This is a genomic window from Serratia sp. CY31944 (genome assembly GCF_052169175.1).
Classification (GTDB): Bacteria; Pseudomonadota; Gammaproteobacteria; order Enterobacterales; family Enterobacteriaceae; genus Serratia; species Serratia sarumanii.
The window spans coordinates 107,125-123,998 of the sequence record NZ_JBJNLG010000017.1; the positions used below are offsets into that span (position 1 = coordinate 107,125).

Below are 16,874 nucleotides of genomic sequence, written 5' to 3' on the forward strand. Positions count from 1 at the left end.
CGACGATGGCAGGATTAAAACTACAGGCGGTCACCAAGTCTTACGACGGTAAAACGCCGGTGATCAAACAGATCGACCTCGACGTGGCGGACGGCGAATTCATCGTGATGGTCGGCCCGTCCGGCTGCGGCAAATCCACGCTGCTGCGGATGGTGGCCGGGCTGGAACGCACCACCAGTGGTGATATCTATATCGATACCCGGCGCGTGACCGATCTGGAGCCCAAGGATCGCGGCATCGCGATGGTGTTCCAGAACTACGCGCTCTATCCGCACATGAGCGTGTACGACAACATGGCCTACGGCCTCAAGATCCGCGGTTTCGGCAAGGATCATATCCGCCAGCGGGTGGAAGAAGCGGCACGGATCCTGGAGCTGGAGCCGCTGCTCAAACGCAAACCGCGCGAGCTTTCCGGCGGCCAGCGCCAGCGCGTGGCGATGGGGCGCGCCATCGTGCGCGAACCGGCGGTATTCCTGTTCGATGAGCCGCTGTCCAACCTGGACGCCAAGCTGCGGGTGCAGATGCGCCTGGAGCTGCAACAGCTGCATCGTCGTCTGAAAACCACCAGCCTGTACGTGACCCACGATCAGGTGGAGGCGATGACGTTGGCGCAGCGGGTGATCGTGATGAGCAAGGGCGTGGCGGAGCAGATCGGCACCCCGAGCGAGGTGTATCAGCGGCCGGCTTCGCTGTTCGTCGCCGGCTTTATCGGATCGCCGGCGATGAACCTGCTGCCAGGCACCCTGAGCGCCGACGGCGGCCAGCTGTTGCTGGCGGACGGCATGGCGCTGCCGTTGCCGGCGGCCAAACCGCAGTGGGCGGGGCGGCCGTTGACGTTGGGCATTCGGCCGGAGCATATTCAACTGGTGGCGCAAGGCCAGGGCGTGCCGCTGCAGCTGCAGACGCTGGAGCTGCTGGGGGCCGACAATCTGGCGCACGGCCAGTGGGGCGGCCACGGGGTGATCGTGCGGCTATCGCATGAAACCTTGCCGGCGGCGGGCAGTACGCTATATTTGCAGCTGCCTGCTCAGGCGCTGCACTTCTTTGACACCGACAGCGGATTACGGATGGATTGATGACGAGACCCTGGCCTTACCCTCATATTGTCGCCCACCGCGGCGGCGGTTCTCTGGCGCCGGAAAACACCCTGGCGGCGATCGACGTCGGCGCGCGCCACGGCCACAAGATGATCGAGTTCGACGCCAAGCTGGCGCAGGACGGGCAAATTTTCCTGCTGCACGACGACACGCTGGATCGCACCAGCAACGGCTGGGGCGTGGCGGGCGAGCTGCCGTGGGACAAACTGGTGCAGCTGGACGCCGGCAACTGGTACAGCTCGGCCTTCAAGGGCGAGCGGCTGCCGCTGCTGTCGGAGGTGGCGGAACGCTGCCAGGAACACGGCCTGATGGCCAATATCGAGATCAAGCCGACCACCGGCAGCGACGATGAAACCGGCCGGGTGGTGGCGCTGGCGGCGCGGCTGCTGTGGCAAGGGCAGACCGATCCGCTGCTTTCCTCCTTCTCGGTAGAAGCGCTGGCGGCGGCGCAGCGCACCGTGCCGGATTTGCCGCGCGGCCTGCTGCTGGAGGACTGGGACGACAACTGGCGCGAGCTGACCGAACGCCTGGATTGCGTCTCGCTGCATATCGATCATAAAGCGCTGACCGCCGAGCGGGTAAAAGCGTTGAAAGACGCCGGGCTGCGCATTCTGGTGTATACCGTCAACCAGCCGGATCGCGCGCGCCTGCTGCTCGACTGGGGCGTTGACTGCATTTGCACCGACCGGATAGATTTAATCGGCCCGGATTTTTAATCCGGCGCCGATGAATCCCGCGACGACAAGCCTTGCCGCCGCACCACCGGAAGGAATGCGATGCCTGGCTTTATGATGTCACTGTGGCACCAGATCGTGCTGTCTTTACCGCTGTTTGTGCTGATCGCGTTGGGTTATGGGCTGATTCGCTGGGGGAAATGGCCTGCCGGCATCACCGATGGCCTGACGCGCTTCGTGTTTTCCCTCGCCTTGCCCGCCATGCTGTTTCGCATGATGTGCGACTTCTCGCAGCGCCCGGCGGTCGACGCCCGGCTGCTGATCGCGTTTTTCGGCAGTTGCCTGATCGTGTTCGTGCTCGGCCGTCTCGTCGCCCGGCACCTCTTTCGGCTGGATGGCGTCGCCGGATCGGTGTTTGCGCTGGGCGGCATTTTCTCCAATAACGTGATGCTCGGCTTGCCGATCGCCGGCGTAATGCTGGGGGAGGCGGCGATCCCGTCGGTGGCGCTGGTGCTGGTGTTCAACGGCCTGATCCTGTGGACGCTGGTGACGGTGTCGATCGAATGGGCGCGCAACGGCTCGCCGACGCTGAGCGGCTTCGCCAAAACCGCGCGCAGCGTGCTGACCAATCCGCTGATCGTCGGCATTCTGTCCGGCACCCTGTTCAGCCTGACCGGCCTGCCGCTGCCGGCCTTCGTCGATCGGCCGATCAGCATGCTCGGCCAGGTGGCAGCGCCGCTGTCGCTGGTGGTGCTTGGCATGGGGCTGGCGGAGTACCGCATCGGCGAAGGCTGGCGGCTGAGCAGCGCCATCTGCGTGCTGAAACTGCTGGTGCAGCCATTAGTGATTTGGCTGCTGGCCTGGATGATGGATCTGCCGCCGATGGAGACCCGGGTTGTGGTGCTGCTGGGCTCGATGGCGGTGGGGGTGAACGTCTACCTGATGTCGCGCCAGTTCAATACGCTCACCGGCCCGGCCGCCACCAGCCTGGTGATGTCCACCGTGCTGGCGGCGATCACTACGCCGCTGATCCTCACCGTTATGGGCGTGCGGGCGTAGCCGGCATCGGCGCCTGCGGCACCGCCGGCGCGGTGCGATTGAACGGATCGCGCGGCTGGTTGCCGTTGGGCAGCAGCTGCCCGCCGTTCGGCGTGGTTTGCAGCAGCTGCTGCCGTTGATTGTCGAACTGCCGTTGCTGCTGCAGGCGGCGTTGATCCATCTGCCGATTGTTCAACAGGCGCTGTTGCTGAGCCTGTTGGCTGTTTTGGTTGAGCAACTGCTGCTGTGAGCGCAGGTCGGTTACGCCGTTGGCCGCCGCAGCCAGGCCGGGCAGCCACAGCAGAACAAACAGGATGTGAGAAGTTTTCATGATGGTTACCTCGCCTTTTTATTAAGCCTAACCCAACGGTGAAATTTTGCCGGTAGTTTGTATTTTGTTCAGATGTAAACCGCCTTTTCGCCAACGCGGCGCGCATCTTCCGTTACAATCGCCCTTTCGGTCTTTTTAGGGTGAACCCATCGTGCTGCTTTTGGTTATAACCACCATCCTGTGGGCGTTTTCTTTCAGCCTGATTGGCGAGTACCTGGCGGGCCAGGTCGACAGCGGGTTCTCGGCGCTGGTGCGCATCGGGCTGGCGGCGTTGGTGTTCCTGCCGTTTCTGCGCTGGCGCAATATCAAGCCCAGGGTGATCCTGCTGTATATGCTGGTGGGCGCTTTCCAACTGGGCATCATGTACCTGTTCAGCTTCCGCGCCTATCTCTACCTGACGGTGCCCGAATTCCTGCTGTTCACCGTGCTGACGCCGCTGTATATCACGCTGATCTATGACTTGCTGAGCGGCCGGCGTCTGCGGTGGGGCTACGTATTCAGCGCGCTGCTGGCAGTGCTGGGCGCGGCGATCATCCGCTATCACCAGCTGAGCGAACACTTTTGGTGGGGGCTGCTGTTGGTGCAGGCGGCGAATATCAGCTTCGCCATCGGCATGGTCGGCTATAAGCGCCTGATGGAAGTGCACCCCTTGCCGCAGCACACCGCATTTTCCTGGTTCTACCTGGGGGCGGCGGTGGTGGCGGTGGTGGCCTGGTTCCTGTGGGGCAATCCGCAGCAGCTGCCGACCACCAATCTGCAGTGGGGCGTGTTGATCTGGCTGGGCGTGGTGGCGTCGGGGCTGGGCTACTTCATGTGGAACTATGGCGCGACGCAGGTGGATGCCGGCACGCTCGGCATCATGAACAACATGCATGTGCCGGCCGGTTTGTTGGTCAACCTGGCCATCTGGCAACAGCAGCCGCATTGGCCGAGCTTTATCATCGGCGGGGCGGTGATCGTCGCTTCGCTGTGGGTGCACCGGCGCTGGGTGGCGCCGAAACGGCTCGGCTAAGCGGGCGGGCCACCCGGCACGTTTATACGTCGGCCGTCAACGCTTTGGCACCGGCAGCGCCAGGGCGTGCCGCGTCGCGCACAAACGGCAGATGATCGCAGGCGTGCTGGCGGGCCGAGCGGATAAAGGCCTCGGTCACCGCCTGGCGCTGTTCGCCGTCGCGCACGGCGGCGTACAAGCGGCTCCACAGGCCGTCACCCAGGGTTTTGGTCACTATCAGCCCCTGCTGTTCGAAACTCTCCACCACCCAGTGCGGCAGCGCCGCAATCCCCATCCGCGCCGATACCATCTGAATCAGCAGCAGCGTGTTATCGACGTTCTTCAACGCCGGGCTAACGCCCGCCGGCTGCAGAAAATGCCGCCAGATATCCAGCCGCTGGCGCTGCACCGGGTAAATCAACAGCGTTTCGTCACCCAAGTCTGCCGGCTCGATGTGCGGCTTGCCGGCCAGCGGATGATCCGGCGCCAGCACCAGGCGTACCTCGAAATCAAACATCGGTGAATAGTGCAGGCCGCTGCGCGGCAGAATATCCGACGTCATCACCAGATCCAGTTCGCCCTGTTGCAAGGCCGGCTGCGGATCGAAAGTCACGCCGGAAGTAAAGTCCATCACCACCTGCGGGAAACGCCGGCGGAAGTTGTCCAGCGCCGGCGTCAGCCACTGAATGCAGCTGTGGCATTCGATGGCGATGCGCAGCGTGGTCTGATGCGGCTCGTGGCAGGCCTGCAGCGCCTGCTGGATCTGCGGCAGCACCTGCTCCGCCAGCTGCAGCAGGATCTCGCCCTGGGCGGTGAAGCGCAGGGGCTGGCTCTTGCGCACGAACAGCTTGAAGCCCAGACGTTGCTCAAGATCGCTGAACTGGTGCGACAGGGCAGACTGCGTCTGATGAAGTTGGGCCGCCGCCCCCGCCAACGAACCGCTGTTGCGCAGGGCCTGCAGCGTCCGTAAATGTTTCAGTTCGATCATGAGAGTCCTTCACATTGACAGTGAATAAATTGCGCTTGTGGTTAATACAGTACCTGCTGATTATGGATGTGTAAACATCTGGACGGCTAAATGGGGAATATGACGATGGCAATTTTGAATCACACACTGGGTTTTCCTCGCGTTGGGCTACGACGTGAGCTGAAAAAAGCTCAGGAAAGCTACTGGGCCGGCAACTCAACGCAGGAAGAGCTGTTGGCGGTTGGCCGCGAGCTGCGCGCTCGTCATTGGCAACAGCAACAGCAGGCCGGGGTGGATTTGGTGCCGGTCGGCGATTTCGCCTGGTACGATCATGTGTTGACCACCAGCCTGCTGCTGGGCAACGTGCCGGCGCGCCATCAGAATGCGGATGGCACGATCGATCTGGACACGCTGTTTCGCATCGGCCGTGGCCGCGCACCGACCGGCGAGCCGGCGGCCGCGGCGGAAATGACCAAATGGTTCAACACCAACTATCACTACATGGTGCCCGAATTCCAGCAAGGCCAGCAGTTCAAGCTGGGCTGGACTCAGTTGCTGGACGAAGTGGACGAAGCGCTGGCGCTCGGCCATCGCATCAAGCCGGTGCTGCTGGGCCCGGTGACCTATCTGTGGCTGGGTAAGGTGAAGGGCGAGGCGTTCGACCGCCTGTCGCTGCTGAAAGACATCCTGCCGGTTTACCAACGGGTGCTGGCCGAGCTGGCGAAACGCGGCGTCGAGTGGGTGCAAATTGATGAGCCTGCGCTGGTGCTGGAACTGCCGCAAGCCTGGCTGGATGCGTTCAAACCGGCTTACGACGCACTGCAGGGGCAGGTGAAGCTGCTGCTGACCACGTATTTCGACAGCGTCGGCCACAACCTCGATACCGTCCGCACGCTGCCGGTGCAGGGGCTGCATGTCGATCTGGTCGCCGGCCATGACGATATCGCCGCGCTGAGCGCCGCATTGCCGCAAGACTGGCTGCTGTCGCTGGGGGTAATCAACGGCCGCAACGTCTGGCGCGCCGATCTGAGCCGCTGGTTCGAACGTCTTCAGCCGCTGGTGGGCAGCCGTCCGCTGTGGATCGGCAGCTCCTGTTCACTGCTGCACAGCCCGATCGATCTGAGCGTGGAAAGCCGTCTGGACGAAGAAGTGAAAAGCTGGTTCGCCTTCGCCCTGCAAAAATGCGCCGAGCTGGCGCTGTTGAGCTCGGCGCTGAACGCGCCTGACGCGACGAAACGGGCCGAACTGGACGCCTACAGCGCGCCGATCCGCGCCCGCCGTCAGTCGAGCCGCGTGCACAACCCACAGGTCGAGCGCCGCCTGGCGGCGATCACCGCGCAGGACAGCGAACGCCACAGCGCTTACGCCGAACGCGCCAGGGCGCAGCGCGAACGTTTCAACCTGCCGGCCTGGCCGACCACCACCATCGGTTCGTTCCCGCAGACCACCGAGATCCGCGGCCTGCGTCTGGACTTCAAACAGGGCCGTTTGGACGGCAACAACTACCGCACCAGCATCGGTGAGCACATCAAACAGGCGATCGTCGAGCAGGAGCGCCTCGGGCTGGACGTGCTGGTGCACGGTGAAGCCGAGCGCAACGATATGGTGGAGTATTTCGGCGAGAACCTCGACGGCTTCGTGTTTACCCAGAATGGCTGGGTGCAGAGTTACGGCTCCCGCTGCGTGAAGCCGCCGGTGATCATCGGTGACGTCAGCCGCCCGGAAGCCATCACCGTCGAATGGGCCAAATTCGCCCAGTCGCTGACCGACAAGCCGGTGAAAGGCATGTTGACCGGGCCGGTGACCATCCTGTGCTGGTCGTTCCCGCGTGAAGACGTGACCCGCGAAGTGATTGCCAAGCAGATTGCGCTGGCGCTGCGCGATGAGGTGGAAGATCTGGAAAAAGCCGGCATCGGCATCATCCAGATCGACGAACCCGCGCTGCGCGAAGGGCTGCCGCTGCGCCAATCCGACTGGGCCGCGTACCTGAACTGGGCGGTGGACGCCTTCAAACTGAACGCCGCCGTGGCGCGGGACGACACCCAGATCCACACCCACATGTGTTACTGCGAGTTCAACGACATCATGGACTCCATCGCCGCGCTGGACGCCGACGTGATCACCATCGAGACCTCGCGTTCCGATATGGATCTGCTGGAAGCCTTCAAAGAGTTCGAATACCCGAACGAAATCGGGCCGGGCGTCTACGATATCCACTCGCCGAACGTGCCGAGCGTGGAATGGATTGAAGCGCTGCTGCGTAAAGCGGCGCAGAACATCCCGGCGGAACGCCTGTGGGTTAACCCGGATTGCGGCCTGAAAACCCGCGGCTGGCCGGAAACCCGGCAGTCGCTGGCCAACATGGTATTGGCGGCACAGCGCCTGCGCGAGCAAGCGTGATGTCGTGCGGCGGATAAACCGCCGCTTATAGATTTACTGGTGTGATGATTGGGCGCTTCGGCGCCCTTTTTTATGCGAGGGAAATTATTTGACGCCGTGCTGGGCGAACCACGCCAGCATGCGCTGCCAGCCGTCCTCCGCCGCTTCGGCGTTGTAGCTGGGACGATAATCGGCGTTGAACGCATGCCCGACCTCGGGATACACCACGATTTCGGCCTCGGCGTTGGCGGCGCGGATCGCCTGACGCATGGTTTCCACCGTCTCCAGCGGGATGCCGCTGTCCTGCCCGGCATACAGCCCCAGCACCGGTGCCGACAGGTGGGTGGCGACATCGACCGGATGCTTCGGCGAGTTTAGCGTTTTCTCGCCGACCAGTTTGCCGTACCAGGCGACCGCCGCCTTCAACTGCGGGTTATGCGCCGCGTACAGCCAGGTGATGCGGCCGCCCCAGCAAAAACCGGTGATCGCCAGCTTGCCGGCGTCGCCGCCGTGGCGAATAGCCCAGTGCGCGGCGTGATCCAGATCCGACAGCACCTGACGATCCGGCACCTTGGTGACCAACTGCTGGAACAGCTCGCCGATATCGGTGTAGTCATTGGCATCGCCCTGGCGGAAATAGAGTTCGGGCGCGATCGCCAGATAGCCCTGCTTGGCCAGGCGGCGGCACAGATCCTGAATATGTTCATGGACGCCGAAGATTTCCTGCACCACCAGCACGATGGGGAAGGGGCCGCTCTGGTCGGCGGGTTTGGCGACGTAGGCCGGCAGCGCGTCGCCCTGAGAAGGAATGGTCGTTTGCCCGGCGTGAATGCCCTGTTCGTCGGTGATAATCGCGGAGGCGGCCAACGGCGCGGCGGCCGGGGCGAATCCCCCCTGAGCCTGTTCTAATGTCATCACATGTTCGGTTTTCATTGCGGTCTCCGTGCAATAGAAAAAAGCGCTGAGATTAACTATAGGAAAGATTACCCATTATTGGCGCTGCGTGGCGCACTTTCGGACAAGTCGATAAAAAACGGCTAATTATCTGGCTTTGCGGCATTTTTAAACGCGTTTTATCATGTTATTACGCGTTTTGCCCCGCGTAAGTGCCATAAGGTGCGTTAGAGGGCTTTTTTGTCCCTAAGCAACCGATAAGTTGGGGTTATTTCGGATTGATGAGCTAAATAGTTTCAGCCGGCAACCAACGGGCGAGGAGCAGCCGAGTTTGTCGGCTAGACTGAGGTTTAGCGGCGCGTTCCGGATGCGTCATAGTTCTTTTTTGTGATAAAAATCACAAAAAATATGTAGCATGTAATTTGTTTCTCTTTTCATAGTGATTGTCGTCACGAAATTAAGCGGCGATTTTCAGTAGAGTGCTTTTTTGTTCCTCCCAATAAACATGATCCATGAGGAGTCTCGTATGTCTCAGTCTGACGTTTTTCATCTCGGCCTCACCAAGAACGATTTACAAGGGGCCCAGCTTGCCATCGTGCCGGGCGATCCGCAGCGCGTAGAGAAGATTGCCAAGCTGATGGAAAATCCGGTGCATCTGGCCTCCCATCGTGAATTCACTACCTGGCGCGCGGAGCTGGACGGCAAGGCGGTGATCGTCTGCTCTACCGGTATCGGCGGCCCGTCTACCTCTATCGCGGTGGAAGAGCTGGCGCAGCTGGGCATTCGCACCTTCCTGCGCATCGGCACCACCGGCGCCATTCAGGCAAACATCAACGTCGGTGACGTACTGGTCACCACGGCGGCGGTACGCCTCGACGGCGCCAGCCTGCACTTCGCGCCGATGGAGTTCCCGGCGGTCGCGGACTTCGCCTGCACCACCGCGCTGGTGGAAGCGGCCAAGGCCAGCGGCGCCACCACGCACATCGGCGTGACCGCCTCTTCCGATACTTTCTATCCGGGCCAGGAGCGTTACGACACTTACTCCGGCCGTGTGGTCAGCCGCTTCAAAGGCTCGATGGAAGAGTGGCAGGCGATGGGCGTGATGAACTATGAAATGGAATCCGCCACGCTGCTGACCATGTGCGCCAGCCAGGGCCTGCGTGCCGGCATGGTGGCCGGGGTGATCGTCAACCGCACCCAGCAAGAGATCCCGAACGCCGAGACCATGAAAAACACCGAAAGCAAAGCGGTGCAGATCGTGGTGGACGCCGCCCGCCGCCTGCTGTAATCGCCTTTCCCCCAACGGGCCGCCGACGCGGCCCGTTTTTCCATTCGCGGCGAATCTGTTACGGTGATACTCCTCAGCGCTGCGCCGATGGCCGCCGCGCGTTGTCATAACAAAAACAACGAGGACGTTTATGACCGCCCAGATCCTGCTTCATCCTTCGCTCGCGCCGCTCGACGGCGGCATCAATTTCCGCGACTTCGGCGGCAACGGCGTGGCCGACGGGCGCCGCATCAAGCGCGGCCTGCTGTTCCGCTCCGGTTCCCTCGAGCGGCTGACGGAAAACGACTGCGCCTTTCTCGCCGGCGTGCCGGTGCGCTCGGTGCTGGACTACCGTGATGCCGACGAGGTGCAGGCCAAGCCGGATATTCTGTGGAGTGGCGCCGACTATCACCACGTGCCGGCTAACCCGCTGAGCAGCGAAGTCAACGCCAACCTGGAGAAGCTCACCAACGAAACGCTGGCCGCCTTCGACGCCCGCGCGTTCATGCTGGAGCTGTATCGCCGCCTGCCGTTCGGCAATGCGGCCTATCAGCGGCTGGCGCAGCTGTTGAGCAATCCTGGCGGCGGCGCCATCGTGCAGCACTGCGCGGTCGGCAAGGATCGCACCGGGGTCGGTTCGGCACTGGTGCTGTTCGCGCTGGGGGCAGACGAAGCGACGGTGCTGGAAGACTATCTGCTGACCGAAACCACGCTGGCCACTTTCCGCGAGCAGATGCTGGATCAGCTGTCTATCAAGCTGAATGCGGCGGCGCTGGAGCAATTTGCCTACGTGCTCAGCGCGCGCGAGGAGTTCCTGATGACGGCGCTGGGCTGCATCCGTCAGCAATACGGTTCCACCGATCGCTGGCTGGAAGCGGAATACGGCCTGGGCGCAGCCCAGCGCGAAGCGCTGCAGGCGTTCTACCTCGAGTAAATCGCCGAGCGTTTAGCCGGGGTTTAACTCGCCCCGGCCTATCCTAGGCGGCGAATTATCGCGTATCAGGAGCCCCGCATTGAGCCTCAATGACGTTATCAACTGGGTCAGCGACGTCGTGCGTCAGCACGAAGGCTGGGCCATTCCCATCATCTTCTTCCTGGCGTTCGGCGAGTCGCTGGCGTTTTTGTCGCTGCTGCTGCCGGCCACGGTGATCCTGCTGGCGCTGGGCGCGCTGATCGGCGAAAGCGGCATCGCCTTTTGGCCGATTTGGGCCGCCGCCGCCGTCGGGGCGTTTTTCGGCGACTGGCTCTCTTACTGGATCGGCTATCACTATCAGGATCGCGTGGCCCATATGTGGCCGCTGTCGCGCAATCCGCAGCTGCTGGTGCGCGGCCACGCGTTCTTTGAACGCTGGGGCGTGCTGGGCATTTTCATCGGCCGCTTCTTCGGCCCGCTGCGCGCCGTGGTGCCGCTGGTGGGCGGCATTTGCGGCATGCCGCAGCGTTATTTCCAGTTAGCCAACGTCACGTCGGCGATGATCTGGGCGTTCGGCATTCTGGCGCCGGGGGCATTCGGCATCAAGTGGCTCAGCCAGTGGCTGGGCTGATTTCTCGCTAAATTGCGCAGCGCCGCGCAATATTGTGCTCGGCGGGCAAAATCAGGCTGGACATCCATACAGCCTCCCCTTAACGTGACGGGCAATGGGCGTGCGAAACGCCGGAACGGCAAGGTGCAACAGGAGGCAGGGTGGATACCAGTCTGATTTATGGGATTGGCGGCGTAGCGATCGGCATGCTGTTGGGGTGGCTGATCGCCAGTCTGCGGGTGCAGCAGGCGAATGCGCAACATGAAACCGAACTGCGGTTGCTGGAGCAAGCGTTGCAGCAAGCGCAGCAGGAAACGGCGGCGCGGCAAGAGGCTCTGCAGCGCCACGAGCAGCAGCTGCGGCAGAGCGAGCTGGAGCTACGCAACCTGCACAGCCAGTTGGCGGCCGGGCATGAAAAGCTGCAACAGCTCAACCATTGGCGCAACGAATGTGAACTGCTTAATCAGGAGCTGCGCGCCCAGCGCGAGGTCAACAGCGCGCAGGAGGCCGAGCTGCGCGAAGTCACCATCCGTCTGGAAGAGACGCGTATGGCGGCGGAAGAGAAGCAGCGCCTGCTTATCAACAGCGAACAGCGCCTCACCACCCAGTTTGAAAACCTCGCCAACCGCATTTTTGAACACAGCGGCCGCAAGGTGGACGAGCAAAATAAGCAAAGCTTGGATCGGTTGCTGCTGCCGCTGCGTGAACAGCTGGACGGGTTCCGCCGGCAGGTGCAGGACAGTTTTGGCCAGGAGGCGCGGGAGCGCCACACGTTGACGCACGAGATACGCAATCTGCAGCAGTTGAACGCGCAGATGGCGCGCGAAGCTATCAACCTCACCAAGGCGCTCAAAGGCGATAACAAGACGCAGGGCAACTGGGGCGAGGTGGTGCTGAGCCGGGTGCTGGAGGCTTCCGGCCTGCGCGAAGGGCACGAGTATGAAACGCAGGTCAACGTGCGGGTGGATCACCAGAGCCGCATGCAGCCCGATGTGATCGTGCGCCTGCCGCAGGGCAAGGACGTGGTGATCGACGCCAAGATGTCGCTGATCGCCTACGAGCGCTATTTCAACGGTGAAGACGAGGTGGAGCGCGAAGCGGCGCTGAGCGAACATATCGCCTCGCTGCGCGGCCACATTCGCATGCTGGGCCGCAAGGACTATCAGCAGCTGCCGGGGCTGCGCTCGTTGGACTATGTGCTGATGTTCATTCCGGTCGAGCCCGCCTTCCTGCTGGCTATCGATCGCGAACCGGAGCTGATCAGCGAAGCGCTCAAGCACAACATCATGCTGGTCAGCCCGACCACGTTGCTGGTGGCGCTGCGCACCATCACCAACCTGTGGCGCTATGAGCATCAAAGCCAGAACGCGCAGCGCATCGCCGATCGCGCGGCGAAACTGTATGACAAGATGCGGCTGTTCGTGGACGATATGTCCGCGCTGGGGCAGAGCCTGGACAAGGCGCAGGGCAGTTATCGTCAGGCGATGAACAAACTGAGCGAAGGCCGTGGTAATCTTATCGGCCAAATTGAAGGTTTCCGCGCGCTGGGGGTTGAGGTCAAACGGCCGATAAACCCGCTGCTGGCGCAGCAAGCCGGCGCGCAACACGATGAAGCGGAAGAGGCGAACGACGACGATGTCGCCGCGCTGCCGCAGACGAAAGACGATGACGATACCGCCGGGGAACCGGGCTTCGTTTCGCACGGCTGAGGCCGTGGCGAGGTGGGGTATTCTCCGAGCTTCTGGTACACTCATCCACACAAAATTGACTGAATAGCAGGCAGGACAATGGCAGATCAACCGCAGGAAACCACCGATTTCGGTTTTCGCACCGTCGCTAGAGACGAAAAACAGGCCATGGTGGCGGACGTTTTTCATTCGGTAGCGGCAAAGTATGACGTGATGAACGACCTGATGTCGTTCGGCATCCACCGTATCTGGAAGCGTTTCACCATTGACTGCAGCGGCGTGCGCCGCGGGCAGCGCGTGCTGGATCTGGCCGGCGGTACCGGCGACCTGGCCGCCAAGTTCTCCCGCATGGTCGGCGAGCAGGGGCAGGTGGTGCTGGCGGACATCAACGATTCGATGCTGAAGATGGGGCGCGAGAAACTGCGCGATCGCGGCATCGTCGGCAACATCAATTACGTGCAGGCCAACGCCGAAGCGCTGCCGTTCCCGGACAACTACTTCGATTGCATCACCATCTCCTTCGGCCTGCGCAATGTCACCGACAAAGACAAAGCGCTGCGCTCAATGTTCCGCGTGCTCAAGCCGGGCGGCCGCCTGCTGGTGCTGGAGTTCTCCAAGCCGCTGCTGGCGCCGCTGAGCAAGGCTTACGATGCCTACTCCTTCCACGTGCTGCCGAAGATCGGCGAGTTGGTGGTGAAAGATCCGGACAGCTACCGCTACCTGGCGGAATCGATCCGCATGCACCCCGATCAGGAAACCCTGAAGGGCATGATGAGCAGCGCCGGTTTTGAAAACGTCACCTATTTCAACCTGACCGGTGGGATTGTCGCCCTGCATCGCGGCTTCAAGTTCTGAGAGGGAGATGCCGATGCTGTTTACCCCTCTGCTGACCGCTGCGCTGGAAACCTCGCTGAATAACCTGCTGTTTCGCGATCGCAGCATGAAAGCCGCTCGCCAACGCCTGGCGGGCAAGGTGCTGCGCATCGAACTGGAAGAGCTGGCTTCGCCGCTGGTGCTGGTGTTCAGCGAACTGCGCGTGGACGTGCTGGGGCAGTCTGAAGACAGCGCCGATTGCACGGTGCGCAGCCGCATTCCCTTCTTACTGAAGCTGCGCGATCGCCAGCAGTTGCCGGTGCTGATGCGCAGCGGCGAATTGACGGTGGAAGGCGATATTCAGGTGGTGCAACAGCTGGTTGGTCTGCTCGATCTGGCGGAGTGGGATCCGGCGGAGTGGCTGGCGCCTTACATCGGCGATATCGCCGCCCAGGGCATTACGCAGGCGCTGGGAAAAGGCGCCTCGCTGCTGAAAGCCGGCTTTATGCGCCGGCAGCAGGACATGGCGGAGACGTTGACGGAAGAGTGGCGCCTGGCGCCGGGGCCACTGGAAGTGGTGTGGTTCAACGAAGAAGTTGATGCTCTCGCCCGCAGCGCGGAAGCGCTGTTTGCCCGCATGGACAAGTTGGAGGGCAAGCGATGACCCCAGGCGAACTGCGCCGTTTGTATTTTATCGTCCGCGTTTTTCTCAGCTATGGGCTGGACGAACTGATCCCTAAAATGCGTTTGACGCTGCCGCTGCGCTTTGGCCGCCGTCTGCTGTTCTGGATGCCGAATCGGCACAAGGACAAGCCGCTGGGCGAACGTCTGCGGCTGGCGCTGCAGGAGCTGGGGCCGGTATGGATCAAGTTCGGCCAGATGATGTCGACCCGTCGCGATCTGTTTCCGCCGCACATTGCCGATCAGCTGACGTTGCTGCAGGATCGGGTGGCGCCTTTCGACGGCGCGCTGGCGCGTAAACATATCGAGCTGGCGATGGGTGGCCCACTGGAAACCTGGTTCGACGATTTCGATCAGCAGCCGTTGGCCTCTGCCTCGATCGCGCAGGTGCATACCGCGCGGTTGAAAACCACCGGCCAGGAAGTGGTGCTGAAGGTGATCCGGCCGGATATCGGGCCGATCATCAAGGCCGACGTGCGGCTGATGTACCGGTTGGCCGGCTGGGTGCCGAAGCTGTTGCCGGACGGCCGCCGTCTGCGTCCGCGTGAAGTGGTGCGCGAGTACGAGAAAACCCTGCTGGACGAATTGAACCTGCTGCGCGAAGCGGCCAACGCCATTCAGCTGCGCCGCAATTTCGACGGCAGCCCGATGCTGTACGTACCGGAAGTTTATTCCGACTACTGCCGTGAAAGCGTATTGGTGATGGAACGCATCTACGGCATTCCGGTCTCGGACATCGCCACGCTTGAACGGCAGGGCACCAACATGAAACTGTTGGCGGAACGCGGCGTCCAGGTGTTCTTTACCCAGGTATTCCGCGACAGCTTCTTCCATGCGGACATGCATCCCGGTAATATTTTCGTCAGCTACGAACATCCTGAAGATCCTTGCTATATCGGCATCGACTGCGGCATCGTCGGCTCGCTGAACAAGGATGACAAGCGCTATCTGGCGGAAAACTTCATCGCCTTCTTCAACCGCGATTACCGCAAGGTGGCGGAACTGCACGTCGACTCCGGTTGGGTGCCGCGCGACACCAACGTGGAAGACTTCGAATTCGCCATTCGCACCGTGTGCGAGCCGATTTTCGAGAAGCCGCTGGCGGAAATTTCCTTCGGCAACGTGCTGCTGAACCTGTTCAACACTGCGCGCCGCTTCAATATGGAAGTGCAGCCGCAGCTGGTGTTATTGCAGAAGACCTTGCTGTATGTTGAAGGGCTGGGGCGCCAGCTCTACCCGCAGCTGGATCTGTGGACTACCGCCAAGCCGTTCCTCGAGAGCTGGCTGCGCGATCAGGTCGGCATTCCTGCCGTGGTGCGCGCGCTGAAAGAGAAAGCGCCGTTCTGGGCGGAGAAGCTGCCGGAACTGCCCGAGCTGTTTTACGACAGCCTGCAGCAGCATAAACTGTTGCAACAAAGCGTTGATAAGCTGACCAACCAAATGCAGGCTCAGCGGGTTCGTCAGGGGCAGTCACGTTATTTGTTCGGCGTTGGCGCTACACTGTTAGTAAGCGGTACGCTGTTGCTGCTGGGGCAAATCGAGGTGTTTCCCGCCTGGATGATGGCCGCCGGCATCGTATGCTGGGTGATTGGCTGGAAGCGAACCACCTGATTTAATTCGTTACTCTGGTAAGGCCGAGCCTATAATGCGGGCTGGCTTTAAAAGACCCTTTAAAATTAGAGGTAATTGAAATGGGCGGTATTAGTATTACGCAATTGTTGATCATCGCAGTGATCGTGGTGCTGCTGTTCGGCACCAAAAAACTGCGCACGCTGGGCTCCGATCTCGGCGCCTCGATCAAGGGCTTCAAAAAGGCGATCGGCGACGATACGCCGTCGAACCCCAACACGGCTGAAAAAAGCAGCCTGGATGACGCTGACTTCGCGGCCAAGCCTATTACCGATAAGCAGCCGGAAGTGAAACCGGAAGAGTCGAAGAACAAAGAGCAGGTATAAACCGTGTTTGACATTGGGTTTAGTGAGCTGCTGCTGGTGCTGGTGATCGGCCTGATTGTTCTGGGGCCGGAACGGTTGCCGGTCGCGGTCAGAACGGTGTCGGGCTGGATCCGCGCGCTGCGCTCGCTGGCGGCCTCGGTGCAGCACGAACTGTCTCAGGAACTGAAGCTGCAGGAGCTGCAGGACAGCCTGAAAAAAGCCGAACAGGCCGGCCTGCAGAACCTGACGCCGGAACTGAAGGCATCGATGGATGAGCTGAAAGACGCGGCGGAATCATTGAAACGCACCTACCGGGGCGAGACAGAAGAGCTGGCGAACACCATTCATAACCCGCAGGCCATCGATCCGGAAGCCTTGCACGACGGCGTGACGCCGGCGGAAGCGGCAACCCGCGCCAGCGCGCCCGCCGCCGTGCCAAAACCGGCAGCGGAGCCTGAGGCCGTTGCGGCTGCGTCCCCGGCTGCGCCCGTGGCGGCGCAACCGGCCAAAGCACCGGTGGAAACCGCGCCGGCACCTGTCGAACCTGTTGCGGATAAAACCCCAGCGTCTCACCAACCTAGTGGCGATCGTTAATAC

The 16,874-nt window shown here is 61.7% G+C and carries 17 protein-coding genes; 14 read left to right on the plus strand and 3 right to left on the minus strand.

All coding sequences use genetic code 11. The features are described 5' to 3' along the window. Nucleotides 1-5: 5 nt before the first annotated feature. From ACJ8IN_RS17740 to ACJ8IN_RS17750, 3 genes are read left to right on the plus strand one after another with little or no spacing between them, the layout of a single operon-like run. Entirely contained in the window at nt 6-1,076 is a 1,071-nt protein-coding gene (locus ACJ8IN_RS17740; protein WP_308325346.1) for a sn-glycerol-3-phosphate import ATP-binding protein UgpC, read from the plus strand. Beyond that, entirely contained in the window at nt 1,076-1,813 is a 738-nt protein-coding gene (gene ugpQ / locus ACJ8IN_RS17745) for a glycerophosphodiester phosphodiesterase (RefSeq protein WP_047729384.1), read from the plus strand. Before ACJ8IN_RS17740 ends, ugpQ begins: the two co-directional genes overlap by 1 nt. A gap of 60 nt (nt 1,814-1,873) precedes the next feature. Beyond that, the gene (locus tag ACJ8IN_RS17750) at nt 1,874-2,830 is read left to right on the plus strand and encodes an AEC family transporter (protein WP_047569768.1); all 957 of its coding nucleotides are present in this window, start codon (nt 1,874-1,876) and stop codon (nt 2,828-2,830) included. Here ACJ8IN_RS17750 and ACJ8IN_RS17755 read toward each other — a convergent pair. Beyond that, nucleotides 2,811-3,140, minus strand: a complete 330-nt coding sequence (locus ACJ8IN_RS17755) for a hypothetical protein (RefSeq protein ID WP_033649665.1) — start codon at nt 3,138-3,140, stop codon at nt 2,811-2,813. The two genes, ACJ8IN_RS17750 and ACJ8IN_RS17755, sit on opposite strands and share 20 nt — an antisense overlap. Before the next feature lie 151 nt (nt 3,141-3,291). Between ACJ8IN_RS17755 and ACJ8IN_RS17760 the strand changes: the two genes are divergently transcribed. Next, on the plus strand, nt 3,292-4,152 hold the full coding sequence (locus ACJ8IN_RS17760) for a carboxylate/amino acid/amine transporter (RefSeq protein WP_033649666.1): 861 nt from the start codon (nt 3,292-3,294) through the stop codon (nt 4,150-4,152). A gap of 22 nt (nt 4,153-4,174) precedes the next feature. Here ACJ8IN_RS17760 and metR read toward each other — a convergent pair whose 3' ends face one another. Continuing rightward, nucleotides 4,175-5,119, minus strand: a complete 945-nt coding sequence (metR, locus tag ACJ8IN_RS17765; RefSeq protein ID WP_033636696.1) for an HTH-type transcriptional regulator MetR — start codon at nt 5,117-5,119, stop codon at nt 4,175-4,177. 90 nt (nt 5,120-5,209) lie between these two features. Between metR and metE the strand changes: the two genes are divergently transcribed. Further along, nucleotides 5,210-7,498: a 5-methyltetrahydropteroyltriglutamate--homocysteine S-methyltransferase gene (metE, locus tag ACJ8IN_RS17770; protein WP_308325347.1), complete on the plus strand. Its 2,289-nt coding sequence runs from the start codon at nt 5,210-5,212 to the stop codon at nt 7,496-7,498. A gap of 84 nt (nt 7,499-7,582) precedes the next feature. Here metE and ACJ8IN_RS17775 read toward each other — a convergent pair whose 3' ends face one another. Further along, nucleotides 7,583-8,410 carry a dienelactone hydrolase family protein gene (locus ACJ8IN_RS17775; RefSeq protein ID WP_308325348.1) on the minus strand — a complete coding sequence of 276 codons (828 nt, stop codon included), beginning with the start codon at nt 8,408-8,410 and terminating at the stop codon, nt 7,583-7,585. Nucleotides 8,411-8,897: 487 nt separating this feature from the next. On the opposite strand from ACJ8IN_RS17775, the gene udp reads away from it, so the two are divergent. The 9 genes from udp to tatB all read left to right on the plus strand — a co-directional run bounded on the left by udp (nt 8,898) and on the right by tatB (nt 16,871). Continuing rightward, nucleotides 8,898-9,659, plus strand: coding sequence for a uridine phosphorylase (gene udp / locus ACJ8IN_RS17780; protein ID WP_004934432.1), 762 nt, complete (start codon nt 8,898-8,900; stop codon nt 9,657-9,659). A 130-nt stretch (nt 9,660-9,789) separates the two neighbouring features. Further along, complete coding sequence (locus ACJ8IN_RS17785; protein ID WP_033636699.1) at nt 9,790-10,572, plus strand: tyrosine-protein phosphatase; 783 nt, start codon at nt 9,790-9,792, stop codon at nt 10,570-10,572. 79 nt (nt 10,573-10,651) lie between these two features. Next, nucleotides 10,652-11,182, plus strand: coding sequence for a DedA family protein (locus ACJ8IN_RS17790; RefSeq protein WP_033649669.1), 531 nt, complete (start codon nt 10,652-10,654; stop codon nt 11,180-11,182). Nucleotides 11,183-11,322: 140 nt separating this feature from the next. Next, nucleotides 11,323-12,870, plus strand: coding sequence for a DNA recombination protein RmuC (gene rmuC, locus ACJ8IN_RS17795; RefSeq protein ID WP_033655131.1), 1,548 nt, complete (start codon nt 11,323-11,325; stop codon nt 12,868-12,870). 78 nt (nt 12,871-12,948) lie between these two features. After that, on the plus strand, nt 12,949-13,704 hold the full coding sequence (gene ubiE / locus ACJ8IN_RS17800; protein WP_060425123.1) for a bifunctional demethylmenaquinone methyltransferase/2-methoxy-6-polyprenyl-1,4-benzoquinol methylase UbiE: 756 nt from the start codon (nt 12,949-12,951) through the stop codon (nt 13,702-13,704). 13 nt (nt 13,705-13,717) lie between these two features. Continuing rightward, a complete protein-coding gene (gene ubiJ, locus ACJ8IN_RS17805) occupies nt 13,718-14,326 on the plus strand; it encodes a ubiquinone biosynthesis protein UbiJ (RefSeq protein WP_060425121.1) in 609 nt (202 codons plus the stop codon). Continuing rightward, a complete protein-coding gene (ubiB, locus tag ACJ8IN_RS17810; protein ID WP_033655130.1) occupies nt 14,323-15,954 on the plus strand; it encodes a ubiquinone biosynthesis regulatory protein kinase UbiB in 1,632 nt (543 codons plus the stop codon). The genes ubiJ and ubiB overlap by 4 nt, the downstream gene beginning before the upstream one ends. 80 nt (nt 15,955-16,034) lie before the next feature. After that, nucleotides 16,035-16,298, plus strand: a complete 264-nt coding sequence (gene tatA / locus ACJ8IN_RS17815; RefSeq protein WP_033636704.1) for a Sec-independent protein translocase subunit TatA — start codon at nt 16,035-16,037, stop codon at nt 16,296-16,298. A 3-nt stretch (nt 16,299-16,301) separates the two neighbouring features. Continuing rightward, nucleotides 16,302-16,871: a Sec-independent protein translocase protein TatB gene (gene tatB / locus ACJ8IN_RS17820; RefSeq protein WP_033649672.1), complete on the plus strand. Its 570-nt coding sequence runs from the start codon at nt 16,302-16,304 to the stop codon at nt 16,869-16,871. Nucleotides 16,872-16,874 lie beyond the last annotated feature (3 nt).

Excerpts from the sequence above, each read along its gene's own strand:
- tatA (WP_033636704.1), top strand. The coding sequence starts at position 16,035 with ATGGGCGGTATTAGTATTACGCAATTGTTGATCATCGCAGTGATCGTG.
- ubiJ (WP_060425121.1), top strand. The coding sequence starts at position 13,718 with ATGCTGTTTACCCCTCTGCTGACCGCTGCGCTGGAAACCTCGCTGAAT.
- ACJ8IN_RS17755 (WP_033649665.1), bottom strand. The coding sequence starts at position 3,140 with ATGAAAACTTCTCACATCCTGTTTGTTCTGCTGTGGCTGCCCGGCCTG.
- ACJ8IN_RS17750 (WP_047569768.1), top strand. The coding sequence starts at position 1,874 with ATGCCTGGCTTTATGATGTCACTGTGGCACCAGATCGTGCTGTCTTTA.
- ugpQ (WP_047729384.1), top strand. The coding sequence starts at position 1,076 with ATGACGAGACCCTGGCCTTACCCTCATATTGTCGCCCACCGCGGCGGC.
- metE (WP_308325347.1), top strand. The coding sequence starts at position 5,210 with ATGGGGAATATGACGATGGCAATTTTGAATCACACACTGGGTTTTCCT.
- ACJ8IN_RS17740 (WP_308325346.1), top strand. The coding sequence starts at position 6 with ATGGCAGGATTAAAACTACAGGCGGTCACCAAGTCTTACGACGGTAAA.
- udp (WP_004934432.1), top strand. The coding sequence starts at position 8,898 with ATGTCTCAGTCTGACGTTTTTCATCTCGGCCTCACCAAGAACGATTTA.
- metR (WP_033636696.1), bottom strand. The coding sequence starts at position 5,119 with ATGATCGAACTGAAACATTTACGGACGCTGCAGGCCCTGCGCAACAGC.
- ubiB (WP_033655130.1), top strand. The coding sequence starts at position 14,323 with ATGACCCCAGGCGAACTGCGCCGTTTGTATTTTATCGTCCGCGTTTTT.
- ubiE (WP_060425123.1), top strand. The coding sequence starts at position 12,949 with ATGGCAGATCAACCGCAGGAAACCACCGATTTCGGTTTTCGCACCGTC.
- ACJ8IN_RS17775 (WP_308325348.1), bottom strand. The coding sequence starts at position 8,410 with ATGAAAACCGAACATGTGATGACATTAGAACAGGCTCAGGGGGGATTC.
- ACJ8IN_RS17785 (WP_033636699.1), top strand. The coding sequence starts at position 9,790 with ATGACCGCCCAGATCCTGCTTCATCCTTCGCTCGCGCCGCTCGACGGC.